The organism is Chitinibacter sp. FCG-7, from assembly GCF_040047665.1.
In the GTDB taxonomy this organism is placed as follows: domain Bacteria; phylum Pseudomonadota; class Gammaproteobacteria; order Burkholderiales; family Chitinibacteraceae; genus Chitinibacter; species Chitinibacter mangrovi.
Genome location: NZ_CP157355.1, coordinates 548099 through 572668, shown reverse-complemented (window position 1 = coordinate 572668; position 24570 = coordinate 548099). Strand labels below are relative to the sequence as shown.

The window sequence follows — 24570 nt, the reverse complement described above, 5'->3', positions numbered from 1 at the left end:
CTAGTTCTAGCATGGTTTTGGCCCCGAAACTGACAATTTAGCCATTCAATCGGCGCAAAGCCGCGATGCGCAAGCTTGCTGGTGGGTGGCTATCGTAAAACATGCTGTGCAGCGGATCTGGCGTCAGCGTTGATGCATTATCGCGGTACAGTTTCACCAGCGCCGTAATCAGATCATTGGCCGAACCACCGGATTCTGTACATACCGATGCGGCAAATGCGTCGGCTTCGTATTCATGCTTGCGCGAGGTAATCGAGCTGATCGGTGCAAAAATAAAAGTAAACACCGGCAAGGTGAGGAAAAACAGCAGCAGTGCGGCGGCCGTACTTGGTGTGCTCACGCCCAGCCCCTGATAAAACCACAGCTGCGATTTGAGCTCGCCCAGCACCCAGAGCAGGCCTAACATCAGCGCAAATGTCCACACCAGACGTTTGACGATATGGCGATGTTTGAAATGCCCCAGCTCGTGCGCCAGCACGGCTTCCACTTCGGCCGGCTCCAGCGTTTTAAGCAAGGTATCAAAAAAGACGATGCGTTTGGATTTGCCAAGACCGGTAAAGTAGGCGTTGCCGTGGCTGGAGCGTTTGCTGCCGTCCATTACAAAGAGGCCATTACTGGTAAAGCCGCAACGGGTGAGTAGCGCAACAATCCGCTCTTTCATTGCGCCGTCTTCCATCGGGACAAATTTATTAAATAGCGGCGCGATAAACGTCGGGAAGACCCACATCAATGTGAGCGAAAAAACCAGCCACGTGGCCCACACATACAGCCACCAGTTCTCCCCCATGCGCGCCATCAGCCATAAAATCGCCGCCAGCAAGGGCAGGCCGATGATTGCACCTATCGCGGTCGATTTGATGAAATCGGCGATAAACAATTTGGGTGTCATCTGGTTAAAACCAAAACGCGCTTCGATGACAAAAGTTGAGATCAGTGAAAATGGCAGGCTCAGCATCGTGTTGACGACGGCCAGGCCGGTGATTAACGCCAGGCCTTGGGCAATATCGGCGTCAAACCACGGTGCAGTCAGTTGCGATAGCCATTCGATCCCGCCACCAACGGTAAATGCCGCCAGCAGCATTGCATCAAAAATGGTGCTGAACATGCCAAAACGCGTTTTGGCAATGGTGTAAGCTGCTGCGCGCCCATGCGCTTCAATGCTGATTTGCCCGGCAAACTCGCTGGGTAACGCCTTGCGATGCCTCAGTACATGATTGATATGGCGCATCGCCAGCCACAGTTGCAGCAAAACGCTGGTCAGCAGTGCGAATAGAAAGAGGATGGAAAATTGGTGGGCAGTCATGGGATCGCGGGATAAAATAGATTTTTTTATGAATACAAGCGAGCAAGTATGCCACAAGACCAGAACCACCTCATCTGGATCGATATGGAAATGACCGGTCTGGAGCCAGAAACCGACCGCGTCATCGAAATAGCCGTGGTGATTACCGACAGCCACTTGAACCTGATCGCCGAAGGCCCAACGCTGGTCGTGCATCAATCAGATGAAATTATGGATGCGATGGACGACTGGTGCACCAAAACGCATGGCAATTCCGGCCTGACTGCGAAAGTCAAAGCGTCGACTTTGACCGAGGCCGAAGTTGAAGCGCAAGTGATCGAATTTATCAGCCAGTATTGCCCGAAAGGCGTCTCGCCCTTGTGCGGCAACTCGGTGCATCAGGATAGACGCTTTTTGGTCAAATACATGCCCACGCTGGAAAGCTGGTTCCATTACCGCAATCTGGATGTGTCAACGCTGAAAGAATTGTGCAAACGCTGGAAGCCCGAAGTGGCCAAGCAATTTAAGAAAAAAGGCGCGCATACGGCGCTGGCCGATATTCTGGAATCGATCGACGAGCTGAAATTTTACCGCGACAACTTCATCAAGCTGGCCGGTGAAGGCGTTGACGTTGCTTTATTGCAGACAGAGGAGGATGACGCCTAAAGGCGTCGGAGGAAGATGACGCTTATGCCTGATTTTCCCGCTCCTTTTTCGGCTGAAGTCGACGCCATCTCGACCGAGATTGGCCAATTGCTGCTTGCGCGTGGCGAAACGCTGGCAACGGCTGAATCGTGCACCGGCGGGCTGATCGCTGCGGCGATCACCGAAATCGCCGGTTCAAGCGCGTGGTTTGAGCGCGGCTATATCACTTACGCCAATCACGCCAAAACCGACATGCTGGATGTGCCCCCGGCTTTTATCGACGGCCTTGGCGCAGTGAGCGAGCCAGTGGTCGCGGCGATGGCGCAAGGTGCGGCAACCAATGCCAACGCGCGCTGGGCGGTGGCCGTGTCGGGCATTGCCGGCCCGACCGGGGGAAGCGTTGAAAAACCGGTTGGCACTGTCTGGCTGGCGTGGGCAACGCCAACTGGCATTGTGACCGAGAAGCAGGTATTTGCCGGTAACCGTTCACAGATCAGGGCTGCAACGGTATACCGTGCATTAGAGAGGCTTGCTACTTTCCTGCGTGAAGCTGCTTGACCCTGCTCTTTTGTTCAACAGTGTTTGCGCTCACCGGGTGAGTATTTGCCCGTTTTAGTCACGGTACTGCACAACGTAATGGTAATAATCGCTGCGAAAGAATGAGTAGCTCAATTCCAGTGGCGTTTCATCAGCCAGATAGCTGACCCGCGTCAGCCGCAATAGTGGTTGTTGCGGGTCAAAATTACACCAGTTGGCCATGTCTTCATCGGCATAATCGGCGTCGATTTCCTCCCGCGCCATCGCGATCTCCAGCTGTGCGCTCCGAAAGTAAGCGTACAGCGAATCCTGCACTTGCCCGGGGTCGGGTAAAAACCGTGACGGAATCGCGCTTACTTCGTAGCCGATGACGATCCCGTCGGCAATCCTCAGTCTTTGCAAACGGGCTACTTGCTCACCCGTGTGCAGATTAAGGCGCCACTGCTCGTCCAGACTGGGCTCGGTGATTACCCGCTCGATCCAGGTTGACGCGGGTGTAAAACCCCGCTCTTTGAGCATGTCGCTAAAGCTGCTGAGCTTGCCAACCGGCTGATCCAGTCTGGGCGTAATGTAATACAGCCCGTCGCTGGCCTTGCGTATCCAGTGCTGGCTATTGAGCAGGCGCAAGGCCAGCTGGACTTGTGCGACGGGCAGGCCGGTCAGGTAGGCAAATTCTTCAGTGCTTGGCAGCGCGTTGTTGGGGCGCCAGCGCCCATTGATGACAGCCTTTCTGAGTCGGTCAAAAAACTGGATTAAATTGGATTGCGGCAGATGGGGTTGCGGCACCAGATCGGACAAATCCAGCGTGGCAAGCTGGGCTGACTCAATAAACTCCTGTTCGCTGATGCTATTCATGATTGCGCTCCCATGGCTTGTTTGCCGAGTATAGGCGAGCGCAAATCGGCGGCAGGCTAGCGATGGTCCGTACAGCGGATGAATGGCAGGCTAGCGACTAGCTCAATCCATTCACACGTAGCGTCAGGTGGACACGGTCGCTGATGCCCAGTTTGTCATAGCAACTGGTCAGATGCGCCTTGACGGTGCGTTCCGAAATATTCAGTACGCGGGCGATTTCCTTATTGGCGTAGCCTTTGGCCGCATAGATGGCGGTTTCTTTTTCCCGCTCGCTTAATTCGCTGAGCACTGGTTTCTGGGCGGGCAACTGGTTGATGGCACTTAAAATGCGCTGGACTAGGCTGCGGCCGGCCCAGATTTCTCCAGCAGCCACGACGGACAAAACCTGTTCCAGCAGCTTGCCGGGGGCGGCCGCATGGCAATAGGCGCGCGCGCCTGCGCTGAGTAAATAATGGCCTTCCTCGTCCCGAGGGTTGGTGCTGGCCGTGATCACCAGTGCCGAGCTCAGGCGAGCCGACCACTGCGCATTATCCCACTGCATTAATTGTGGGTGCGCCAGATCGAGTACCAGAATGGCGTCGGCGGGCAGAGGGCTGCAGGCTTGCTCTATGGTGATGCAAGCGGCTCCCCAGCTGGCCTGCCAGTGTTTGAGCAGACCAGCGTCTTGGCTAAGCAGATAAATCGGCTGGCTCATCGGTGTTCCATTTTTAGATGCGAGTCGCTCGCTCTGCGCCATTTGATCTTATTGATCTGAATGGCGCAGCGGCAAGCTTGGGTATAAGGCTGCAGGCCAATTATTTATTGGCCTGCGTGGCAATACATGCTGTTGATGTGATTACTCGGTACGGCCGCTAGTGACGCGTTCGCGGCTGATTTTCCATTTGCCGCCTTCTTGCACCAGCTCCAGCGTTTTCAGGACGGTGTCGCTGTAGTCTTTCGAGCTGTAGTGCTGCGTGAAGGTCACTTCACCGCGATCTTTGCCGCTCATCTTGCAGCTTGGGTTGTCCAGCTTGAGCGTGATGCTGCCTTCCTTGCCAACGCGAGCGCGGCGTTTGGTTTCCCAGTCGGCGCGGGTGCGCCCGCCACTGGCTTCAAAGCTGGCGGCGTAGAGGCTCAGGTAGGTGTCAAGCTGTTTGCCTGACCAGGCGGCGGACCAGTTGCCGACCAGATCGCTGATGGCTTTGTCGCAGTTGCTGCCCGGCGCGGCAGGGGCTGGCTGCGGTGTGGGGGTCACTTCGGCAACGACAGCGGTGCGCGGAGGGCGGGCGGCCATGGCGGCGTCGCGATCGAGCTTGACGCTGTCGATCATGCCGCCTGCGCAGGCCACTTTTTCGTCGTCGCTGACATTGTCACCCAGATTGTCGTCCGGGCCGCTGCTTTCCAATGGGGCCAGTTGCAAGGTGGCGAGCAGCTGGTGTGTTTGCGCCAGCACGCGGGCGTGCGAGAGCTGGTAGTCGTAGTCGGCTTTGACCAGCGCGATTTTGGCTTCGAACAATTCGTTTTCAGTATCGAGTACGTCCAGCAATGAGCGCTGGCCGATGTCGAACTGGCGGCGGAAGGCGTCGCGCGATTTTTCGGTGGCGAGCACATGCTGGTCGAGGTAGCTGAGCTGCTCTTTCAGGCGGAAGGTGTCGTTCCAGGCGATCTGCGTGGTCTGGCGAATGTCGCGGCAGGTTTTGTCGCGCATTTCGTAAGCGATATTCAGTTGTTCGGCGTACTGGCTGGCGCGGGCTTTGCTGGCACCGCCACGGAATAGGTTGTAGTTCATCACCAGCTGAACGACGCCGTCTTTGTAGCTGCCATCGACATTGTCACGATTCCAGTCCAGGCCCTGGCTGGCGCGCAGCTCGAAGGTGGGGTAGTTGTCGCTTTGCTTGTTTTCGGCGTCGGCGCGGGCGGCGCGGATATTGTAAACGGCGGCTTTAAATTGCGGATTGTGCACCAGCTGCGCACGCAAGGCAGCGGCGTCTGCAGGCAGCGCAGCAGCCAGGCTGCCGGGCTTGCTCATGTCGGCGGCGGGCAGCGAGCCAGTCAGGCGCTCGTAGCGGGCAGAGACATCGTGCAGGTTGGAGGCTTGCGTGAGCCAGTTCGATTCGGCCAGCGCCAAACGGCCAGTGGCGGTTTCCAGATCAACGCGGCGGCCCACGCCAGCGCTCACGCGCTCGGTAATCTGATCGTAGGTTTCTTTGTGAATGGCGTAGTTGTCTTTGGCCAGCTCAACCAGCTCGCGGTAGCGCAGCACATCAAGGTAGGCGTTAACGGTTTCCAGCGCGGCCATATCGCTGGCGGCGAGCAATTCGTAATAGCGGGTCAGTTTGCCATAGCCCAGACGGCGCACCTCGCTTTGGGTGGCAAAGCCGTCAAACAGCATCTGGCGCAATTCAAGATTAACGCCGCTATGGCCAAAAGCGCCGCCTTTATTGCCGGTCGGGCGCTGCTGTTTTTCCATGCCGGTGTAGGCATTCAGATCAACGCGCGGGTAGTAATTGGCCTTGGCAACGTCCTGCTCATCGCTGGAAGCTTTGTAGCCCAGCCATTTGGCGCGCACTTCGGGGTTTTTAAGGACGGTTTGTTCGACCGCTTCCTTGAGGTTGCTGGCGGCAAATCCGCTTTGAGCGCACAGCAGCATGCAAAGTAGTGCAAGTGGTTTCAGTGTCATTGCTTTATCCATGTCGAGTGATTTTGAGTTATCTGCCCATAAGATCAAGTGTGAAATAAATCACTTGCCTTATGTTTTTGGTATTTTTTCCCGATCTTAAACGCTAAGTCAGCTTGCTTCAATCGAGTTAACAATCGTTAACAGATTGCAGTTATGCGTTACCGTCAATCACTGCGGGCAGAACCAGCGAGAAGCAGGCTCCCGATCCTGGCTGGGCATCGATGCTGAGCTGGCCGTGGTGGCGCTCGGCCACGGTGTGGACCAGCGCCAGGCCAAGACCAACGCCATTTTGCGTTTTGCCCAGCTGACCAAAGCGCGCCAGCAGCGTGTCGCGCCGGGCCGGATCAAGCCCGACTCCGTAGTCCTGCACGGCCAGCACGATGTCGCCGCTGTGCTGGCGGCTAATCGAGCAATCTATCCCGCGCGGGCTATGGCCGTATTTCAGTGCGTTCTCGATCAGATTGCCCAGTGCCCGCGCCAGCAGTTGGCGATCTGCCGGATAAATAGCCTGTCCGTCATTATCCAGCTGGCAGATGGCATTAATATTTATCCCGGCCAGCTGGGCTTTTTCCCAGAATTGATCGACGGTTTCGCACAACAGATCGTACAGGTCGATCTGCTCGATGTTCAGCGGCGCAGCGCTGGCGCGGGCCAGCTGCACAAAGTCATCGGCCAGCTGCAAAGTGCGCTGTGCATGATTGCGGATGCGCGCAAACAGCATGGTTTGCGCCGCATCGAGCTCGGGGTGTGCGCTCTGGTGCAGGGTTAGCAGCGCCAGAATTGCCGATTGCGGCGAGCGCATATCGTGTGACAGAAAGTCCAGCGCTTCATCGCGCTGGCGCTGGGCGGCCTGAATCAGTGACAAATCAATCAGGCTGACAATCCAGCCCATTGGCTTGCCTGCCTGATCGTGCCGTGGCACCGATTTGAGCAGCAGCTCGCGCCCGCGCTGATCGTAAACTCTGGCCGTAGTTGCCTGCGTAGCAAAAATATGCGCCAGCGCATCCGGCTGGGTGCTCTGCTGCGTTGCTGTGCCTTGACTTAAGAATTGGCTGGCGAGCAGCTCGCGCAGCGGCTGGCCACTGCCATCGGCTAAGCCAATATTCAAATTAACATGTAAGCCATCTCCCAGCTCATGCCGTGCCGCCAGATTGGCCAGAATAATCCGGCCCTGCGCGTCGCAGACCAGAACGCAATCGGCCAGCTGATCCAGGCTATCGCGGACAAAGCGGCGCAAATGCGCCAATTGTTCAACGGCGTGGCTTAAGGCGGCCATTTTCTTGTCGAGCATATCGAGCCCGGCGCCTTCGTGGGGCAAGCTGGCCAGCAAAGGATCTTCGCGGCGAATGTGATCGAGTTGCTGGGCAAAATAGCGCAAGGTCGCTTCCATGCGTAGCCAGCTCCAGAGCGGATAGAGCAAAATCACCATCAGCAAGGCGGCCATCGGGGCAAGCTGGATATGCCAGCGGCTGAGCATCAGCTCGCACGCGGCCAGCACCAGCGCCAGTAGCAGCACCATCGCCAGCAGCGCCTGCCTTGGGCGCAAATACTGCAAAGCCAGTAATGCCAGCACGGTGGCGACAACGCTGAATGCAGCATTCTCCCAGGCTTGCGCGCGGCGCAGCGGGTGTCGATTGCGTAGCGTATCCAGCGTATTGGCAATCAGCTCAACGCCGGGCATCAGCGCTTGCGGGCCAGTCATGGCCGTCGGGTAAGCGTCGCCCAGCCCGGCTGCGGTGGCACCAATCAGCACGTATTTGCCTTGCCAGGCCGACGGAGCAATCTTGCCAGCCAGTACATCAGCGTAGCTGTAACGCGGATAAGTGCCCGCCGGGCCAGCCAGTGGCAGTTGCAAGGCATGATCACGCAGCCACAATTTTGAATTGCCGCGCTGCTCGCTGCTCAGGGCCTGACCCGGCAGACTTGCAGGGGCTTCGCCCGCGACATTCAGCAAGGAGAGCGCCAGATGCGGCCACGGTGTGGCGGCGTGGCCTTCCTGCAAATACACGCTGCGCACCAGACCATCACGATCAAGCTCGGTATTGATGTGTGCCAGTTGAGCTGCGCTGCCGGCCAGGCTGGGCAGTGGCAGGGTGAGCTGACCAAGCCCGCCCTGATTGGCCAGAAAAACCGGCATCACTACGCGCCCGTGCTGGCGCATGGCCTGCGAGAGCGCCTGATCATTGGCCGGATGGTGTGCATCGGCTTCGGACAGAACCAGGTCAAGCCCGACTGCGCGTGCGTGCTGCAGCCGTTCAAGCAGATCTGCGTGGTAGTGCCGTGGCCACGGCCAGCGCCCCAGCTTGGCAATGCTCGCGTCGTCAATCGCGATAATCACAATATCCGGGTCAATCGCGCGCTGCTGGCGGCTGGCGCTGGAATCCATCAGCGACTGATCCAGCCGCCCCAGCCCGTTGATCCAGCCCAGCGCCAGCGCCAGCAGCAGGCTGACTGCGATCAGCAGCCAGCGCGCCGCGTGTGGCGAGCTGTGTGCAGGGCGATTAAAAGCTGCAAAACGGCCCGGCATTTAATCGGCAAGACGGATGATTTGCCCCTGACTGTCGCGCAAGCCCAGCCCGTTGCTGCTGCACAGAACGGCAGGGGTATTGAGCCGCCGCACTTTGGAAAACGCCGAGCTCATGCCGTACTGATTGGTCGATTTGATGCGGATAAAATAATCACGGCAGCCCAGCGGAATGTCGAGCGCGGTGTGCGGCTCGCTGAGCTGCAGATCAAGGATCGGCGCGGCAAAATCGCGCTCGTGGGCAATTTGCAGCTGATAGCTGCTGCCTGGCTCGCCAGCCCATTGCACGCGTAATTGATCGGTGTAGCTCTCGCTGGCTTCGGGTGCGCTTGGCGCTTTAACCACGTTAAAAACGGTGGGTGCGCTAAAAGGGCCACGCTGGGCGTTGGTGATATTTTCCAGTGTGGCGACGCGCCAGAAATAGGCCTGCGGCTGATCAAGCTGGCTATCCCAGCGGCACCGCGATCCTTCTATAATTTTTTCCTGGGTATTGCCCGCAAAGTCAATCTGACCGCTGATCTGGAATAGATACCCCTTGGCATCGTCATCGCCTGCGCACAGCAGTGTCACTTGGCCGCTGGGCAGATGCGCGCCTTGCGCCGGGGTCTGGATTAGCGGTGCGGCTGGCGTGGTTTTGATGTGGAGCGGGGTGAGTAACTCCTTGCCCGCCAGGCCATCGCTGCTGATGGCGCGGACACGCAGCAGATAGTTGCCATCGGCAATGTCAGCGCTGAGTGTCGGCTTGGCTTCATTAGCTAGCCAGATGATTTGCGCGGGCTGGCTGATGGTTTCCAGCTGCGCCAGAAAAGTACTGGTTGTGTCTGCACCCTTTGAGTCGCTGAGTTGTAAAGGGAGTACAAATGGCAGCGATTCGATCCGGCTGAGCGCTTGCGTGAGCTGCGGCGGGTCGGGCAGGGCTTTTAGCGCCGGTTGGCGGCCCTGATCAAGCACAATGCCATGACCAGCTGCAAGCTCGGTGTGTGCGCCGGTTTTCACCGCGCCGGCCTTAAAGACCACGGCACCGCTGAGCAGATCGGTGAGCGTGCGCGTGCCCTGTGCATTGAGCGCCACGCCAAAGCGCGTACCGCGCACGCCGGTGACGGCCAGCGGCGTCGTTACTTCAAATCGCGAACCGGCGGGCTGTTTTTCCACCGCAAAATCGGCACGGCCCTGCTTGAGTTTGACTTCGGTCTGGCGCGCGCCGACCTGCGGCACATCGCGCAAGCGTTGCAAGGTGAACTGGCTATTGGGCGACACATAAATCTGGCTGCCGTCCTGCAAACCCAGCCCCAGCCAGCCATTGGCGCTGGCGGCAATCACATTGCCTTCGCGCAGTGTTTGTCCGGCCGACAGCGCTTTGCCCTTGTCGGGCCCGGCAATCACTTTGACCTCGCCGCGCAGATACAGCACTTGCGCGCTCTGCGCCACGCCGCGCATCAGCCGCAGCGGGATTTTGACCGTGCTGCCCGGCTGCAGAAAATCGGGGTTTTTAATGGCATTGAGTTTGGCAACGGCCTGCCAGTCGCTCGGGCGATTGAGCAGTTGCTCTGCAATGCGGTACAGATTGTCGCCCGGCTTGACCGGATAATGATGTATGTCTTCGCTGGCCAGCGCGGCGGGCGTTGTCGATACCAGCAGCGTACCGAGCAGGGTCGCGGCGTGTCGCAAAGTAGTCAGTCTGGCTTGAGAAAAGCAAAGGTTAATCACGATGATGAATCCGAAAAAGAGTCGCCGACTTCGTCCAGCCGGTAGCCGTGGCCGTAGACTGCGCTGAGCCGAAAGCCGCGCTCGGGGCGCAAATGCAGCTTGCTGCGCAGGGTGGAAATATGCGTATCGAGCGTACGGGTGGGAATATCGCTATTCATTCCCCACAGGGTTTCCATCAGATACTGGCGGGTGAGTACGCGGCCGGTATTGCTCAGCAGGCACAACGCCAGATCAAATTCGCGCTCTTTGAGGATGATGTCTTCATCTTGATAGCGGATGGTTTTCAGCGCCGGATTGAGTGCAAAACCGCCAAATTGCGTCTGGCGCTGTGCCGGTTTGGGCTGGGTGCGGCGGCAAATGGCCATGATACGCGCCTTGAGCTCTTCAACGCGCAGCGGCTTTTGCATATAGTCATCCGCCCCGGCCGATAGCCCGGTGACTACATCGCGCTCGCTATTGCGATGCGTGAGCATAATGATCGGGATTGCGCTGTCCAGCTCTTCGCGTACCCATTTGATCACGTCAATGCCGCTCTGCTCGGGCAGCTCCCAGTCGATCAGCAGCAAATCAAACTGTTGCAGCCGCAGCTGGCGTTGCAGCTCGTGCGCCGTGCTGTACAGGCTGATCGAATGCCCCATTGCCGCCACGGTGCTACTGAGCAAATCCAACTGATGGGGATCATCGTCCAGTGCTGCAATCTGCATCATGCTGCTCACAAGCTCGCCGCTTACATAGTGGTTAATGTGCGCATTGTACCGTCAAGGCGCGGCAATGTTCTCAATTTGTGTTGATCATTTTTAGCGCCTTCGGCGCGGTGTTCTTGCAGTCGCAATCCGCGACGGGGACTCACTTTTCTTGCTCCGCCAAGAAAAGTGAGCAAAAGAAGGCGGCCCCCGCCTGCGGCCCTCCGGGCTTCCCTCGGTCGGTCGCGAGCCAAACGGTAATGCTGTTTGTCTCGCTCCACTTCCTCGGCGATGGGCGAGAGGGGGTTTCAAGCCCTAGATCCACCTGCGAGGCTCGGATCAATAGGTATTGAGAACATCACCGGATTTGTTTGGGTATAGTCTTGTAAGTAATATACAGATTGGTTTTCAGGGCTATACCCTACATTTGTTTAAACTGGCCTGCGTGGCTGCGGCTCAGCGGCAGGATTTCGGCGCTGCCTTTCAGGTGAATGCGCTGGCGGCCCAGCAGGTCGCGGTCGATCCGGGCGATGGCGGATAGGCACACGATGTAGCCACGGTGGATTTGGGCAAAGCGCTGCGGGTTAAGCTGCGGCAGCAGCTCCTTGAGCGAGGTGCGGATCAGGTGGCGCTCGGTGGCGGTGACGATTTCGGTGTATTTGTCGTTGGCCTGGAAATACAGCACTTCATCGCAGGCCACCAGCCGCGTGGTGTCGCCCAAGCCGGTGGTCAGCCAGCTTAAGTAGCTGGGTGCGGCGGGCTGGCCTGGCGTTTGCCCCTGTTTTTCCAGTAATTGCTGCAGCAACTGCGGCAGATCCAGCGTTGCCGGTTTGGCTGCTGCCTGGCTGCGTTGCAGCTTGGCAATGCATTGCGCCAGCCGCGCATCGCTCACCGGCTTGAGCAGGTAATCAATCGCATTGTTCTCAAACGCCGCCACGGCGTATTCGTCATAAGCGGTGACAAACACCACGCGGGTGTGCTGCAGCGTGCCAGCCACCTGCAAGCCATTGAGCCCCGGCATGCGGATATCGAGAAAAGCCAGATCGGGCTGCAGGCGATTGAGCTCGGCGCTGGCTTCAAGGCCGTTTTTCACGACGGCCACAATCTGCAATTCGGGCCAGAGCTCAGCCAGGCGCTCGGCCAGATTTTGTGCCAGCAGCGGTTCGTCATCGGCAATCAGGGCGGTACTCATGCGGGGCTTCTCTATGCTAATCATGCAAATCGTGACCAAAATGGATTGTGTGCTGATTGTAGGTGCTGTCAGAGCGACGAATCTATCTTTACGATGAAGCCTGCCCCAGCCGCTTGAGCGGCAAGCGCAATTCGGCAATCACACCATGGCCAGACTGGCTTGCGGCTCTGGCGCTGGACATCGTCTGGCTGCTGAGCAGTAGCTGGCCGCGCTCGCCGTACAGCGATTGCAGCCGGGCGCGCACATTGGTCAGACCCACGCCATTGCTGCCGCTGCCCGCATGATTGAGCCCCAGCCCGGTATCGCTGACGCGCAATAGCAGTGTGTCGCTGCCACTTACTTCACCCGCTTCGAGCTGCTGTGCCTCAATCAGAATATGCCCACCTTCAATTGCTGGCTCAATGCCGTGTTCCAGCGCGTTTTCCACCAGCGGTTGCAGCAGCAGCGGTGGCAGCTGGGCGTGCAGCAGCGCCGGTGAAATATTGATTTCATAGGTGAGCCGTGCGCCCAGCCGAATCTGGCTGATGGCCAGTAGCGCGCGCACCAGCTCGATTTCATCAGCCAGGCTGGTTTGCGCCTGCCGGGTGCGCGACAGGCTGGCGCGCAGGTAATCGTTCAAGTGTTCGAGCATGGTTTGCGCCAGCGGCGCATCGCGCGTAATCAGGCTGTGCACATTGGCCAGCGTATTAAACAGAAAATGCGGCTCGATCTGTGCTTGCAGCATGGCCAGCTGTGCGCTGATTTCGGCTTGTCTGGCTTCGGCGTGCTGGCGCTTGGCTTTTTCCAGCTCGTGCTTGTAGGTGAGCGCACGGTAAAAAACGATAAAAAATGCGCAGGCGACAAACGAGACAATCATCGCAAAGGCAAACCCGCGCCATTGATGATCCGGGTTTTGCTGCATCATGGTAAAAACATTGGGCGCGCCTAGCCAGTGCGCCACCGTAAAGCCAAGCGGCACGCCCAGAATCACCGACATGATCGAGCGCCAGTTCCAGCCTATGCTGGGCACGCCCAGGTGAAGCAGACAGTTGGTGCTGCCGATGCTAAAACCAATGCAGTGCGAAATCAGCAGGTTCTGGCCAAAGCTGGTTGCGCCTTCAATTACACTGAGCGCAACAGCAATAATCGTATTGACCAGTAACAAGAGGCCGATTTCGCGTTGCCAGTTGAAATTGGGAAACTGCTTGGTCGAGAAAAAAAGTGCCATGCTGCAGCCCTAAAAATAGTATTTGATCAGCGCCTGTACGCTGTTGCGCTCGGCAGCCGCGCCGTACTGGCTGATGGCGCTGCCCTGTTGCGATTGCCATTGCAGCGCCAGATCGGCGCATTTGAAATGGTAGCGCGCTTCCAGCCAGTGCAGCGTGCTGTGATCGACCAGATCCCGGCGCAGCATCAGGCTTAAATCCAGATTGCGCATCAGCGCATTATTCCAGCTCGCCAGCATAAACAGATTGTGCCGCGTGGGATTATCCTGCTCGCGCGTCGCTAGCGAGCGATAGCGCCCGTAAGCCGCACCTTGCTGACCTAGCGCCTGCCAGCCCGTTTTATCCAGCGCGGCTTGATTGTACTGATATTCCAGCGTCAGGCTTAGATTGACTGGGAAAGTGTAAGTCGCGCCGCTGGAGAGGCGAGAGTAAAAGCGCTCGTCGCCGCCAATCTGCCGGGCTTTTTGTGCGAGGCTGCGGCTGCGTGCGCCACTGTATTCGGCATACAGGCTCAGCGCATCGCTGGCCAGCCAGCTGGCATTGAGCCCCAGTCGGGGCGCGCTGCCCGCTTCTTTAAACAGAATCAATTGCGGCGAAAAACCGTCAAACCAGCGCTGGCTCCACGCCAGTTGCCAGCGGTCTGCTGGGTTGCTCGAGGCCAAATCAAGAGCAAAGCTGCCGCTATCTGCGCCTTGGGCAATATTGCTAGTGCCATCGCCAATACCATCGCCAACACGCGGCGCGTACAGGGCGCTGAGCGAGCCACCTTCCCATAAATACTGGGTACGCAGCATGGCGCTGCCCAGGCGATTTTCCCGCAAGCTGGCCGGGGCGATCGACACCACCGAGCGCAGCGCGCCCGCTTTGAAAAAATCGCTGGGGTTATAGGCGTAAGCCATGCCATTGCGCTGATTGATGCGCCCGGCGTCCAGCAGCCAGTCGGGCTGGATTTGCCAGCTGAGATAGGCTTCTTTCAGCGTATTGATCTGCTCGTGCTGGCTGCCTTGCCCATCTTTCAGATCAACCCGGTTCAGATCAAGACGGTTGGCCAGCACGCCGCGCCATTGCGCATTGAAACGATAATCCACGCTTAGATCAAGCGAGATACGGCTTGGGTGTATATCGCTCTGGCCTTCTTTGCGATTGATGTAGCCGAGCATACCCTCGGTGAAAAACTGCCATGACTGCTGCTCAACTTCGGTCTGCGGCGTCTGGTCGGCCAGCGACAAGGCATCCAGATCGTCGGCCTGCGCGGCGGCCGGGCTCAGCAGCGCGGCGAGCATGGCTAGACCCGTTCCCAGCCGAGTTCCCAGTTGGGTGACGCTAGGCGAGCGGGGCGCGGCGGCTGTCATTTGGCCTGTTCCGGGTTAAAGCGGGGCAGATAGTCGCGCTGCAGCCAGCTCTCGGGCACATCGCGATAAGCCAGATCGCTGGTGCGCATGACGGTAATCCATTTCGGGTCCAGCCCGTCGATGATCACCGTTTCGGTCGGGCGCTCGACGCCCAGCTGCGATTTGAATTGCCGATAGTAAGCGGTTTTCAGCAGGCGATCGCTGCTGGAGTAAAATTTGGCCTTGATCGGGCGGCTATTGCTGCGGTCTATCCAGTATTCGATACGCTCGTAAGTGACTTCACCATGTTTGGCCTTCAGATTGAGCAGATAGCTAGCGCGCTTCTGGCGCTCGCCATCCTGCACGTCTTCTTCGGCCAGCAGGCTGGCGTGGTAATCCAGCGCCAGATTCACCGTCATTACGTCGCCGTTGGCGGCTTGCCCCAGCAGGCGCTGCTGCGGCGAAATACGCACGCTGGCCTTGCTGCTGGGGTCAAAAAACCACAAATCATTGCCATTTTTCAGCAGCAATTTGCCTGCGTCGCGCTGCGGCGAGACAAAGCGAATCAGGTTGCGAAACTGCCCGGTTTTGCTATCGGCACGCGCATAGATGGCCAGCGTCGAGCTATCGATCTGCTTGCCGTCGCGGTATTCGATCAGTGTATTGTTTAGGCCAAAAGAGCGATCAGGATTGCGGATCGCGTCGCTGGCGGCGAGCAAGTCTTGCGCGGTGGTTGTGGGCGCAGCCAGACTGTTTTGCATTACCGCCGCCAGCAGCAAGGCCAGCGCCTGACGCTTCATGGTGAACGAGCGGGCGGTCATTGCTGCTCTCCTTGATGGTGAGGATGGCGGCAGGTGCGGTTTTCTTTATGGCGGATCAAGCCAGAGATGCCCACGGCAATCAGAATCAGCGGCCACCAGGTGGCCAGCAGATTCATCACACCGGGCCACCAGCCCAGATTCACACCCAGAAATACCGCACCGATCAGCAAGAGGATGATGGAGTGACGCATGATAAATTCTCCTTGAGTGGCTTATTGAAATGAAATGCCAGTAAGTAATTATTGCTGCTGTTCTCAGTACGAGTTGATTCCAACCTCGCTGGTGGATCTGGAGCTTAAAATCCCCTGTCGCCCCTCGCCGAGGGAGTGGAGTGAGACAAACAGTTTTACCGTTTGGCTCGCGACCGACCGAGGGTAGCCCGGAGGGCCGCAGGCGGGGGTCGCCTTTCTTGGCTTACTTTCTTTGGCGAAGCAAAGAAAGTGAGTCCCCGTCGCGGATTGCGACTGCAAAACACCGCGCCGAAGGCGCTAAAAACGATCAGCACACATTGAGAACATAACCTTATTGTTATGGGTATTGCCATGTAGCTATTTTCTATGTTGGCTTTCATGGCAATACCCTTAGCTTTAATCGTTAAACATGGCGCAAGGCATCGACGATATTGAGTTGTGCTGCGCGGCGGGCTGGCCACCAGGCCGAGATTGCGGCCACCAAGAGCAGGCCGATGGCGGTACCCAGAATCATATTGGGCTCGCCCCAGACCCGGACGGTGAGTGCAACCGGATCGGTATTGCCCGGTGGCATCCAGCTTAGCCCGCTGTGATTGATGATGTAGGCAAACAGCAGCGCCATCAGCACGCCCAGACCCGCACCCACCAGCCCCAGCAGTACGCCTTCGCAGACAAACAGTCGGCGAATCCCGCCTCGGCGCAGGCCAATGGCCCGCAGGGTGCCGATTTCAACCGTGCGCTCGACCACCGCCATGCTCATCGTATTGCCGACGGTAAACAGCACAATTGCGCCGATCAGCAGCGTAATAAAGCTGAAAATGGCGGCAAACATGCCGGTAATCTGGCCGTAGCTCGGGTTGAGGGTGGCGTAGTCGTGTACTTCAAGCGAGAGCGATTTGAATTCAGTCTGCAATAGCTGATTAAGCCGTGCCTGCGCGGCAGCGATCTGCTCGGTGTGTTTGAGCTGCAGCACGATCGCCGTTACCTGCGGCGCGTCATTGCCGTAGATCAGCTGCTGCGCTTGCTTCAGGTGCAGCGTGATCGACATATCGTCCAGCTCCTTGACGCCCAGCAGCTCGGCTTTGACCACTTGCAGCGCGGCCACATTGGGCGCGCCGTGGGTATTGGCGGCGAGCAATTCGATACGGGCTCCCGCTTCGGCGGGGCCTGATGATTTGGGCGCAGCTTCCAGCTCGGACAGGGCGCTGATGTCATCCGGCGCAGATGCGGCATCAGCGGCGGCATCAGCGGCAGCAGTAGTCGTGCTCGGCGGCGCTTTGGCCTGCGGGCAATCGCTGACTTTCAAGGCTGCGCACAGCTGCAAGACGCGAGCCACGCCAACGCCAATGCTGGCTGCGTTTTGCGCGGTATTGCTCAGCGGCGAAGGGCGCGCCTCATCGGGAAACTGATAGTCATTCCATAAGCGCAGCTGGTTTTGTTCGTCGACCACAATGCCGTTGCCCACCACGGTACGCGATACGCCGGCCGAGAAATTCCCAGCGATGCCGCCCAGACTGAGCGTCGGTGTGACCACGGTGAGCATTGGTGCGAGCACCGGGTCGTCCTTGATCACTGCAATCACGCGCTGGTAATCACGAATGCCATATGCTGCCGGATTGCCGGTGCCATAGAGGAAGTAATCCTGGCGCTGAATCTGCAAATGGCCGCTGTCGCGAACAAAGCCGGTTTGTAGCCCCAGATTGATATTGCCGCTATAGCCGCCAAACAGCAGGATGGCGACAACCCCGATCACCATGGCCAGCAGGGTGGTCATTGAGCGACGGCGATTGCGCAGCAGATTGCGCCAGGCCAGAGAGAGTGTGTTCATGCTGCCACCTGTTGCTGATTATTGTTTGAGTCGACGCTGCTCAGCGCGGATTTGGCCTGCATCGGCTGCAGTTGCCCGTCGCGGATAAACACCGCATCGTCGGCGGCGGCCAGCACTTGCGGGTCGTGCGATGAAAAGACAAAAGACACTTTCAGCTCGCGCTGCATCCGGCGCATCAGCTGGATAATCGCCGCGCCTGTCTGGCTGTCGAGATTGGCCGTTGGCTCGTCGGCCAGCACCCATTGCGGCTCGGTGGCCAGTGCGCGGGCAATGGCCACTCGCTGGCGTTGTCCACCAGAAAGCTGCCCCGGTAGATTGCGCGCTTTATCGCTGAGGCCGACTGCGTCAAGCAATTGCGCAACGCGCGCTTTGCGCTTGGCGGCGGGCATTTTGGTCAGAATCAGCGGGTATTCGACATTTTCAAACGCGGTGAGCACCGGCAGCAGATTGAAATTCTGGAAAATAAAGCCGATATGGCGCGAACGAAAATCAGCTAGCGCGTTGTCGCTAAGCGTTTTGGTGTTTTGTCCGGCGATGATGATCTCGCCCGAATCGGGTTGATCGATGCAGCCGATCAGATTCAGTAACGTCGTTTTGCCGCTGCCCGAAGGGCCGGACAGCACGGTAAAGCGCTGCGGCTGGATGTCCAGATTGATGTCGATCAGCGCCGGTACGCGCACCGCATCGAGCTGGTAATGCTTATAAAGTTGTGAAATATGTAGCGCAGACATGATGCCTAGCCTCCTTGTTGGTCAGGCTTACTTTAAATCGCTCGCCGTAACAGCGCTGGGCACTGCGATAAAATGCATCTGGCATGGATAAGCTGCAATTAGAAGGATTCAACGGGGACGGCATTTTGTGGAAATTAGTTAGAGCGGAGACGGATTGAGTGTGGAGGGGTTGCAGGGCAGAGCGGTAATCAGGATGGGCTGCGCAGGACAAGCTGTGAAGGAGGGCTTCGGGAAGGGCGTCATGCTGGTGGGCGCAGCATGACGCCGGTGGATTTTAGAATTCGCCCGAGAACGAAACGGCTATAAATGGCATGGCGTCGTGTTTTTCCTTGCGCACTTCATGGCCGTGTTCGTCACGAATCCGCATTTCGCCGCCGATGGCGCTGCCAATATAGGAATCAAGGCGTAATGCCGGGCTAAAGCGGTATCCGGCCCGAACAAAGAGTGGCATTGACGTCTGCTCCAATACCCCCCCTGCTGCGACCTTGTTGTTCTTGGCCAGACGGCTACTGTAGCTGCGGATGGTCGTGCCGGTGCCCAGCTCCAGCTGCGGAGTGGCCGACCAGCTTAGCTCGACGCCCGCTGGCCCTACAGCGCCCGCGCTAAACGGATTGCTCAGGCGTAGCGTGGGCGTAATTTGCCAATTGACCACGACAAATGGAAAGACGCTGGTTTCGTCAAATGTGCGGTAAGCGCCCAGCCCCAGGCCGATCAGCAAGTCTGGCGCAATTGATTTGGCGACAAAGCCGGTGGTGCCGTAGTGATAGCTGTCGCTACGCTGGGCGTCTTGTTCGCCCGATAGGCCCACGCTAGGCGCAAACGAATAAATCCAGCCGTCTTGCGTGGCATGCGTGTAACTCAGGCCAATTGATGCCTGCTCGATGGTTTGCCACGGCGTTTTGCCGCCCCAGACCTTAGGATTATTAAAATCCCAATGCTGGCGGGCGGCAGAAAAATCAATGCCGATGCTGTTCTGGCGATCCAGCTGCATTTTAATGCCGACGCTGCCCATCAGCCAGCGGGTTTTGGCTTGCCCGCCTGAATCGAGGTCAAACTCGCCGCTGCGAATGCTGCTCAGCGAGTAATTGAACTCCAGGCCAGCAGGTTGATCACCGGCCAGTGCGCTGCCTGCGCTATGCGCCAGCAGCAAGCCGATTAAGCCGTATTTGAACATGGTATGACTCCGGTTTGGGGTGGAAAAAACGGGCAGCTCGTCCAACAAAAGCACTGCAACAAGGTTTGCGCAGCTGTGGCCTATCTGCCGTGCTGGCACTTTAAATGGCCATGATGACTGCGGTGTGCTCTATGCGATGAGATGCAAATGGCATGGATAAGTTGCAGCCAAAGCCGACCAGCGTTTTTGTCAGGGTTGACGCTGGCAAGGCCAGGTTGCAGACTGACCGGCTTGCTTATTCAATGAGTGGAAAACAAAACCATGACCACGGTTGTTGTCGTGCAAAAAGACGGCCAGATTGCCATTGCGGCCGATAGCCAATCGACCTTTGGGGATATGCGCCTGGGGGCCATTGATGATGCGCGCTGGAACAAGATTTTCCAGCACGAGGGCAGCTATTTCGCCATTTGCGGCAGCGCGGCGCACGATCTGGTGCTGCAATCGGCACTCAAAAAAATCAAAAACCTTGATTTTTCCAGCCGCGCCGCCATCTTTGAGTCTTTCCGCAAATTGCACGTAAAACTCAAAGAGGATTTCTACCTCAAGCCCGACGAGGAAGAGGACGATCCCTACGAGTCGAGCCAGATGACGGTGCTGATTGCCAATGCCCACGGTATTTTTGGCGTTTACAGCCTGCGCGAAGTGTATGAATTTCAGCGCTTCTGGGCGATGGGCAGCGGGCGCGATTTTGCCATTGGCGCCATGAACGCGCTGTACGATCAGCTCGATGCTGCAGGTCTGGCCAAGGCCGGTATCGAGGCAGGGTGTGCATTTGACATCAGCTCCAGCATGCCGATGACCTCGTATCAACTGGCCCGTAGGGTGGATTAGCCAGGTTTTTTGGCGTAATCCACCGTGTATAATTCCCGGCAATTAGGAAGTTTTCCAAGGGTTAAATTGAATGAAAGATGTTTTAGAGCGGTTTCTGTTTGAAAAAGCGCCGGTACGCGGCGAGCTGGTCAAACTGGATGCGACATATAAAGAAGTGCTCGCGCGTCACAATTATCCGCTGGTGCTGCAATCGCGCCTGGGCGAGCTGATGGCCGCAGGCGCACTGCTATCGGCCATGCTTAAATTTGACGGCACGCTGGTGATGCAGATGCACGGCACCGGCGCATTGCAATTGCTGGTGGTTGAAGTCACCAGCCAGAACACGCTGCGCGCCACCGCCCGCTGGGACGCCGACAAAATCGGTAGCTTTGACGAGCAGACCTCGGTCGCTGAATTGCTCGGCCGTGGCCGCTTTATGATCACGATAGATCCAACGGTGGGCGAGGCATATCAGGGCGTGGTTGGCATGGAAGTCGGCCAATCGGTCGCGCAGATTATCGAGCACTATATGACGCATTCCGAGCAGCTCGACACGCGGCTGTGGCTGGCCTGTGACAACGGCATCGCGGCGGGCATGATGCTGCAAAAAATGCCAGCGCAAGACGATCTGGAAAACACCTGGGAACATCTGGTGACGCTGGCCGACACGGTCAAAAACGAAGAATTGCTCGAGCTCGAACCGCGCGAAACGCTATACCGCCTGTTCCACGAAGACAGCGCCCGCGTGTTCGATCCTGCGACACCACGCTTTGCCTGCACCTGCTCGCGCGAACGCGTTGGTGGCATGATCAAATTGATGGAGCGCCATGAAGTCGATGAAGTCCTCGCCGAGCGCGGCCATGTGCATGTGGTGTGCGACTTCTGTGGCAAGGAATACACGTTTGATCCGGTAGATATTGGTGTGCTGTATAGCGGCACGGATAGCGCTGGTAGTGAAACCCTGCAGTAATTACCCATCTGCATTTAATCTGCTGGTGCTGCATTGGCGGCGCCACTGGCGTGTTTCTCTCGCCAGTTGTGCAGATCTTCCATCAGGCCAGACCAGCACGTTTAAAGTCTGGTCTTTTTTATGCGACCGGTTGCATTAGTACTAAACCCGAAAATTAAACGCTTCTCAGTCCCGATGAACTGGATTCATTGCCAATGGAATTATTAATTGAAACGCGCGGGCGTGGCCCCGATGTGGTGTTGCTGCACGGTTGGGCGATGAATGGCACGGTGTGGAACGCCGTGGTGCGCGAGTTGGAGCAGGATTTCTGCGTGCACGTGGTGGATTTGCCCGGTCACGGCGGCAGCAAATTGGCCGACGATCAAACGCTGACTTTGCAAACGATGGTCGACGCGGTCGATGCAGCTTTTCCTTTTCCGGTGCAAGTCGTCGGCTGGTCGCTCGGCGGCGCGGTGGCGACAAACTGGGCCTTGCAGCAACGCGATAAAATTCGCTCTCTGACACTGGTCGCGTCCAGTCCGTGTTTTATGCAACGGTCCGACTGGCAACCGGCAATGGCGCAAAAGGTGCTCGAGCAATTTGCCGCTGCGCTGCAAACCGACTGGCAAGGCACGCTGAAACGCTTTATCAGCCTGCAAGCGATGGGCGACGCCAGCGCCCGCGAAGTGACGCGCGAATTGCTCGCTGATTTGTTCAAACATGGCGAGCCTAAACTCGCGCATCTGACCGATGGCCTCAATATTCTACGCGATACCGATTTGCGTGGCGAAGTGGGCAAGATCGATTGCCCGGTGCTGCTGCAATACGGCGACCGCGACACCTTAACGCCGCTTGACGCTGGCATGTGGCTGGCCAAAACGCTGCCACAGGCGCAATTTAAATTGCATTACAAAGCAGCGCACGCGCCGTTTTTGTCGCACTTGGCGGATTTCGTCGTAACTCAGCATGAATTTCTTCTGGCCAATATTTGATCCCGAATCTGACCTTGATTCAACGCAGCAATGTGAATTTTTGAATTATGTTCGTAAAAACGCTTGAGCTTGCCCTTAGGGAAAGCAATACAGTAGGTATTGAGTACCTGAAAGGATCATAAATGCTTACTATCGGCCAAATGGCGCGCTGTTTTGGTTTAACGACCAAAACCTTGCGGCATTACGACAACATCGGCTTGTTTCGCCCAACGATGACTGGCAACGACAATCACTATCGCTATTATCGTGCGGAACAAATCGAGACTTTGGGTCGCATCGTCTGGTTACGTCAGTTTGGCGTAGCGCTGGAAACGATCCGCGAATTGGCTGAGCAGGGCGTATTAAATGATGCGGCAACCATGCGAGAATTTTTGCAGGATCATGCGACGACGATGGCTGCAGAGATTGCAAAGCAGCAGCAGGTACTCACCCAACTGAATTACTTTTTAACTCAAGAATGGAGTATCGCGGCAATGCAAATCCCTCAGCGTGTAACTTATCCAGCAAAACGAATTATTGGCATGCTCTGGCAAGCCAATGACGAGGAATCGATTCCCGAAATGTGGCAACGTTTCCTAATGCGTGAGCATGAAATCGTTCGCCAAAACAAATCGCCAGATTCATATGGGGTCTGTCAGCCATTGGAAAATGGTAATTGGCGTTATATTGCAGGCGTTTCGGTGGATAGCCAAACTGCGATTCCAGTCGGAATGGTCGCGGTTGACATTCCTGCTCGCACCTATGCCTGTGTTGAGCACCGTGGTGTAGTCAGTACGATGCAGGAAACTTACCAAGCGGCCTATCAGGAATGGTTGCCCGCGGCTGGCATGCAGGTCGATGAAGCGATAGATTTTGAGCACTATGGTGAATGCTTTTTGGGGCCAACTCACCCCGATAGCATTACGAAAATCTATATCCCGTTGAAAAATTAAATGCATTCATTTTGGGTGCATGTCTAAAGGGTATCAATGCCTACCTTAATGATTCAAGGCTGCACGTCAGATGCAGGCAAATCGACTTTAACCGCCGCGCTGTGCCGCCTGCTGGTGCGGCGCGGTATTAAAGTGGCGCCATTTAAGCCGCAAAATATGGCGCTCAATTCGGCGGTGACCGAGGACGGTGGCGAGATTGGTCGTGCGCAGGCGGTGCAGGCGGTGGCGTGTGGCTTGGCTGCGCATACCGATATGAATCCGGTACTGCTCAAACCGTCGAGCGATTGCCGCGCGCAGGTGATTATTCAGGGTAAATCGATTGGCAACCTAGATGCGGTGGATTATCACGAGTACAAGTCCACCGCCAAAAAGGCCGTGTTTGAGTCTTGGGGCAGACTGGCGAGTCAATATGATTGGGTGATTGTCGAAGGCGCGGGCAGCCCGGCCGAAGTGAATTTGCGCCAGGGCGACATCGCCAATATGGGCTTTGCCGAAGAGGCCGATTGCCCGGTTTGGTTGGTGGCCGATATTGATCGGGGTGGTGTGTTTGCGCATTTTGTCGGCACGTTGGTCTGCTTGAGCGAGTCGGAGCAGGCGCGGATTAAGGGCTTTATTATTAATCGTTTTCGCGGCGATATTAGCTTGTTGCAGCCCGGCTGCGATTGGCTGGAGGCCAAAACCGGCAAGCCGGTGCTGGCCGTGGTGCCGTATCTGCATGGTTTGGATATTGCCGCTGAAGATGCCTTACCTAGAACAGTGGCGAATGCCGACGGCGAATTCCGCATTGTGATTGCCACGCTGCCACATATTTCCAACCACACCGATTTCGACCCGTTGCGCCGCTTGCCGAATGTGCGCTGCGAGTTTGCTAACCCGAATCAGCCTTTGCCCGAGTGCGATTTGCTAATTATTCCCGGCAGTAAAAACACGCAAGGCGATCTGGCGCACCTGCGCGCGCAGGGTTGGGATGCGCAAATCGCGCGGCATTTGCGCTACGGTGGCAAATTAATCGGCGTGTGCGGTGGCTTGCAAATTCTGGGCGAGACGATTGCTGATCCGATGGGTATTGAGTCAGAGGCTAAGTCCAGTATGGGTTTGGGGCATATACCCATTGAGACGGTCTTGCGGGCTGACAAGCAGTTGATCAATGTGCAAGGGCATTTGCTGCATGATGGCGCGGCAGTGAAGGGCTATGAGATTCATCTAGGCCAAAGCCAGCTGTTGCTGCATGGCGCGGATTGGCACAGCCTGTGCGTGCTCGACGATGGTCGCGAGGAGGGCTGGCTTTCGCCCGATGGCCAGATTCTGGCGACCTATCTGCATGGCGTGTTTGATGAGCCATCCGCGCTGCAAAGCCTGCTGAGCTGGGCTGGTTGCGAGCGTGATGTCATGGCTGCGCCTGATGCCAGCATATTGCTGGAGCAGGAAATTGACCGCTTGGCCGACGCGCTGGATGCTGCACTCGATTGGGAGAAAGTAGCACAGGCGGGCTTGCTCTTGATGTAGGTCTGTGGGTATGTGA

22 protein-coding genes are annotated in these 24570 nt (G+C 57.2%); 7 read left to right on the top strand and 15 right to left on the bottom strand.

The window, feature by feature from the left end; all coding sequences use genetic code 11:
* Positions 1 to 37: 37 nt before the first annotated feature.
* Positions 38 to 1303 (bottom strand): M48 family metallopeptidase, encoded by a 1266-nt coding sequence (locus ABHF33_RS02650; protein ID WP_348945511.1) that lies wholly within the window; start codon positions 1301 to 1303, stop codon positions 38 to 40.
* 48 nt (positions 1304 to 1351) lie between these two features.
* Here ABHF33_RS02650 and orn point away from each other — a divergent pair, with 48 nt between their 5' ends.
* Positions 1352 to 1948, top strand: a complete 597-nt coding sequence (orn, locus tag ABHF33_RS02645; RefSeq protein WP_348945510.1) for an oligoribonuclease — start codon at positions 1352 to 1354, stop codon at positions 1946 to 1948.
* Positions 1949 to 1972: 24 nt separating this feature from the next.
* Positions 1973 to 2485, top strand: coding sequence for a CinA family protein (locus ABHF33_RS02640; protein WP_348945509.1), 513 nt, complete (start codon positions 1973 to 1975; stop codon positions 2483 to 2485).
* 54 nt (positions 2486 to 2539) lie between these two features.
* On the opposite strand, the gene ABHF33_RS02635 is transcribed toward ABHF33_RS02640, so the two are convergent.
* The 14 genes from ABHF33_RS02635 to ABHF33_RS02570 all read right to left on the bottom strand — a co-directional run bounded on the left by ABHF33_RS02635 (position 2540) and on the right by ABHF33_RS02570 (position 19365).
* Positions 2540 to 3319, bottom strand: a complete 780-nt coding sequence (locus ABHF33_RS02635; RefSeq protein ID WP_348945508.1) for a GntR family transcriptional regulator — start codon at positions 3317 to 3319, stop codon at positions 2540 to 2542.
* A 97-nt stretch (positions 3320 to 3416) separates the two neighbouring features.
* The gene (locus tag ABHF33_RS02630) at positions 3417 to 4013 is read right to left on the bottom strand and encodes a response regulator transcription factor (protein WP_348945507.1); all 597 of its coding nucleotides are present in this window, start codon (positions 4011 to 4013) and stop codon (positions 3417 to 3419) included.
* A gap of 141 nt (positions 4014 to 4154) precedes the next feature.
* Positions 4155 to 5978 carry a TolC family outer membrane protein gene (locus ABHF33_RS02625; protein ID WP_348945506.1) on the bottom strand — a complete coding sequence of 608 codons (1824 nt, stop codon included), beginning with the start codon at positions 5976 to 5978 and terminating at the stop codon, positions 4155 to 4157.
* Between the two features lie 151 nt (positions 5979 to 6129).
* Positions 6130 to 8505, bottom strand: coding sequence for a CHASE2 domain-containing protein (locus ABHF33_RS02620; RefSeq protein WP_348945505.1), 2376 nt, complete (start codon positions 8503 to 8505; stop codon positions 6130 to 6132).
* Positions 8506 to 10209: a FecR domain-containing protein gene (locus ABHF33_RS02615; protein ID WP_348945504.1), complete on the bottom strand. Its 1704-nt coding sequence runs from the start codon at positions 10207 to 10209 to the stop codon at positions 8506 to 8508.
* Positions 10206 to 10916 carry a response regulator transcription factor gene (locus tag ABHF33_RS02610; RefSeq protein WP_348945503.1) on the bottom strand — a complete coding sequence of 237 codons (711 nt, stop codon included), beginning with the start codon at positions 10914 to 10916 and terminating at the stop codon, positions 10206 to 10208. The genes ABHF33_RS02615 and ABHF33_RS02610 overlap by 4 nt, the downstream gene beginning before the upstream one ends.
* Before the next feature lie 397 nt (positions 10917 to 11313).
* A complete protein-coding gene (locus ABHF33_RS02605; RefSeq protein ID WP_348945502.1) occupies positions 11314 to 12084 on the bottom strand; it encodes a LytR/AlgR family response regulator transcription factor in 771 nt (256 codons plus the stop codon).
* 88 nt (positions 12085 to 12172) lie between these two features.
* Positions 12173 to 13291, bottom strand: coding sequence for a sensor histidine kinase (locus tag ABHF33_RS02600; protein ID WP_348945501.1), 1119 nt, complete (start codon positions 13289 to 13291; stop codon positions 12173 to 12175).
* Between the two features lie 9 nt (positions 13292 to 13300).
* Positions 13301 to 14641: a hypothetical protein gene (locus ABHF33_RS02595; protein ID WP_348945500.1), complete on the bottom strand. Its 1341-nt coding sequence runs from the start codon at positions 14639 to 14641 to the stop codon at positions 13301 to 13303.
* Positions 14638 to 15441: an outer membrane lipoprotein-sorting protein gene (locus ABHF33_RS02590; protein ID WP_348945499.1), complete on the bottom strand. Its 804-nt coding sequence runs from the start codon at positions 15439 to 15441 to the stop codon at positions 14638 to 14640. The genes ABHF33_RS02595 and ABHF33_RS02590 overlap by 4 nt, the downstream gene beginning before the upstream one ends.
* On the bottom strand, positions 15438 to 15632 hold the full coding sequence (locus ABHF33_RS02585; RefSeq protein ID WP_348945498.1) for a LiaF transmembrane domain-containing protein: 195 nt from the start codon (positions 15630 to 15632) through the stop codon (positions 15438 to 15440). Before ABHF33_RS02585 ends, ABHF33_RS02590 begins: the two co-directional genes overlap by 4 nt.
* A 403-nt stretch (positions 15633 to 16035) precedes the next feature.
* Entirely contained in the window at positions 16036 to 17460 is a 1425-nt protein-coding gene (locus tag ABHF33_RS02580) for an ABC transporter permease (protein ID WP_348945497.1), read from the bottom strand.
* Positions 17457 to 18191: an ABC transporter ATP-binding protein gene (locus tag ABHF33_RS02575; protein WP_348945496.1), complete on the bottom strand. Its 735-nt coding sequence runs from the start codon at positions 18189 to 18191 to the stop codon at positions 17457 to 17459. Before ABHF33_RS02575 ends, ABHF33_RS02580 begins: the two co-directional genes overlap by 4 nt.
* A gap of 274 nt (positions 18192 to 18465) precedes the next feature.
* Positions 18466 to 19365 carry a DUF6268 family outer membrane beta-barrel protein gene (locus ABHF33_RS02570; protein WP_348945495.1) on the bottom strand — a complete coding sequence of 300 codons (900 nt, stop codon included), beginning with the start codon at positions 19363 to 19365 and terminating at the stop codon, positions 18466 to 18468.
* Between the two features lie 261 nt (positions 19366 to 19626).
* On the opposite strand from ABHF33_RS02570, the gene ABHF33_RS02565 reads away from it, so the two are divergent.
* From ABHF33_RS02565 to ABHF33_RS02545, 5 genes are all read left to right on the top strand, one after another.
* Positions 19627 to 20196 carry an MFS transporter gene (locus ABHF33_RS02565; protein ID WP_348945494.1) on the top strand — a complete coding sequence of 190 codons (570 nt, stop codon included), beginning with the start codon at positions 19627 to 19629 and terminating at the stop codon, positions 20194 to 20196.
* Between the two features lie 70 nt (positions 20197 to 20266).
* Positions 20267 to 21145, top strand: coding sequence for an Hsp33 family molecular chaperone HslO (gene hslO / locus ABHF33_RS02560; protein WP_348945493.1), 879 nt, complete (start codon positions 20267 to 20269; stop codon positions 21143 to 21145).
* A gap of 194 nt (positions 21146 to 21339) precedes the next feature.
* The gene (gene bioH, locus ABHF33_RS02555; protein ID WP_348945492.1) at positions 21340 to 22116 is read left to right on the top strand and encodes a pimeloyl-ACP methyl ester esterase BioH; all 777 of its coding nucleotides are present in this window, start codon (positions 21340 to 21342) and stop codon (positions 22114 to 22116) included.
* Between the two features lie 122 nt (positions 22117 to 22238).
* Positions 22239 to 23048 (top strand): MerR family transcriptional regulator, encoded by an 810-nt coding sequence (locus ABHF33_RS02550; RefSeq protein ID WP_348945491.1) that lies wholly within the window; start codon positions 22239 to 22241, stop codon positions 23046 to 23048.
* Between the two features lie 36 nt (positions 23049 to 23084).
* A complete protein-coding gene (locus tag ABHF33_RS02545) occupies positions 23085 to 24554 on the top strand; it encodes a cobyric acid synthase (protein WP_348945490.1) in 1470 nt (489 codons plus the stop codon).
* Positions 24555 to 24570: the final 16 nt, after the last annotated feature.

What these genes read in the sequence shown, in the direction of transcription:
- ABHF33_RS02600 (WP_348945501.1), bottom strand. Translation starts at nt 13,291, where the DNA reads ATGGCACTTTTTTTCTCGACCAAGCAGTTTCCCAATTTCAACTGGCAA.
- bioH (WP_348945492.1), top strand. Translation starts at nt 21,340, where the DNA reads ATGGAATTATTAATTGAAACGCGCGGGCGTGGCCCCGATGTGGTGTTG.
- ABHF33_RS02620 (WP_348945505.1), bottom strand. Translation starts at nt 8,505, where the DNA reads ATGCCGGGCCGTTTTGCAGCTTTTAATCGCCCTGCACACAGCTCGCCA.
- hslO (WP_348945493.1), top strand. Translation starts at nt 20,267, where the DNA reads ATGAAAGATGTTTTAGAGCGGTTTCTGTTTGAAAAAGCGCCGGTACGC.
- ABHF33_RS02630 (WP_348945507.1), bottom strand. Translation starts at nt 4,013, where the DNA reads ATGAGCCAGCCGATTTATCTGCTTAGCCAAGACGCTGGTCTGCTCAAA.
- ABHF33_RS02590 (WP_348945499.1), bottom strand. Translation starts at nt 15,441, where the DNA reads ATGACCGCCCGCTCGTTCACCATGAAGCGTCAGGCGCTGGCCTTGCTG.
- ABHF33_RS02570 (WP_348945495.1), bottom strand. Translation starts at nt 19,365, where the DNA reads ATGTTCAAATACGGCTTAATCGGCTTGCTGCTGGCGCATAGCGCAGGC.
- orn (WP_348945510.1), top strand. Translation starts at nt 1,352, where the DNA reads ATGCCACAAGACCAGAACCACCTCATCTGGATCGATATGGAAATGACC.
- ABHF33_RS02545 (WP_348945490.1), top strand. Translation starts at nt 23,085, where the DNA reads ATGCCTACCTTAATGATTCAAGGCTGCACGTCAGATGCAGGCAAATCG.
- ABHF33_RS02580 (WP_348945497.1), bottom strand. Translation starts at nt 17,460, where the DNA reads ATGAACACACTCTCTCTGGCCTGGCGCAATCTGCTGCGCAATCGCCGT.
- ABHF33_RS02550 (WP_348945491.1), top strand. Translation starts at nt 22,239, where the DNA reads ATGCTTACTATCGGCCAAATGGCGCGCTGTTTTGGTTTAACGACCAAA.
- ABHF33_RS02565 (WP_348945494.1), top strand. Translation starts at nt 19,627, where the DNA reads ATGACCACGGTTGTTGTCGTGCAAAAAGACGGCCAGATTGCCATTGCG.
- ABHF33_RS02575 (WP_348945496.1), bottom strand. Translation starts at nt 18,191, where the DNA reads ATGTCTGCGCTACATATTTCACAACTTTATAAGCATTACCAGCTCGAT.
- ABHF33_RS02635 (WP_348945508.1), bottom strand. Translation starts at nt 3,319, where the DNA reads ATGAATAGCATCAGCGAACAGGAGTTTATTGAGTCAGCCCAGCTTGCC.
- ABHF33_RS02640 (WP_348945509.1), top strand. Translation starts at nt 1,973, where the DNA reads ATGCCTGATTTTCCCGCTCCTTTTTCGGCTGAAGTCGACGCCATCTCG.
- ABHF33_RS02610 (WP_348945503.1), bottom strand. Translation starts at nt 10,916, where the DNA reads ATGATGCAGATTGCAGCACTGGACGATGATCCCCATCAGTTGGATTTG.
- ABHF33_RS02585 (WP_348945498.1), bottom strand. Translation starts at nt 15,632, where the DNA reads ATGCGTCACTCCATCATCCTCTTGCTGATCGGTGCGGTATTTCTGGGT.
- ABHF33_RS02625 (WP_348945506.1), bottom strand. Translation starts at nt 5,978, where the DNA reads ATGACACTGAAACCACTTGCACTACTTTGCATGCTGCTGTGCGCTCAA.
- ABHF33_RS02605 (WP_348945502.1), bottom strand. Translation starts at nt 12,084, where the DNA reads ATGAGTACCGCCCTGATTGCCGATGACGAACCGCTGCTGGCACAAAAT.
- ABHF33_RS02595 (WP_348945500.1), bottom strand. Translation starts at nt 14,641, where the DNA reads ATGACAGCCGCCGCGCCCCGCTCGCCTAGCGTCACCCAACTGGGAACT.
- ABHF33_RS02650 (WP_348945511.1), bottom strand. Translation starts at nt 1,303, where the DNA reads ATGACTGCCCACCAATTTTCCATCCTCTTTCTATTCGCACTGCTGACC.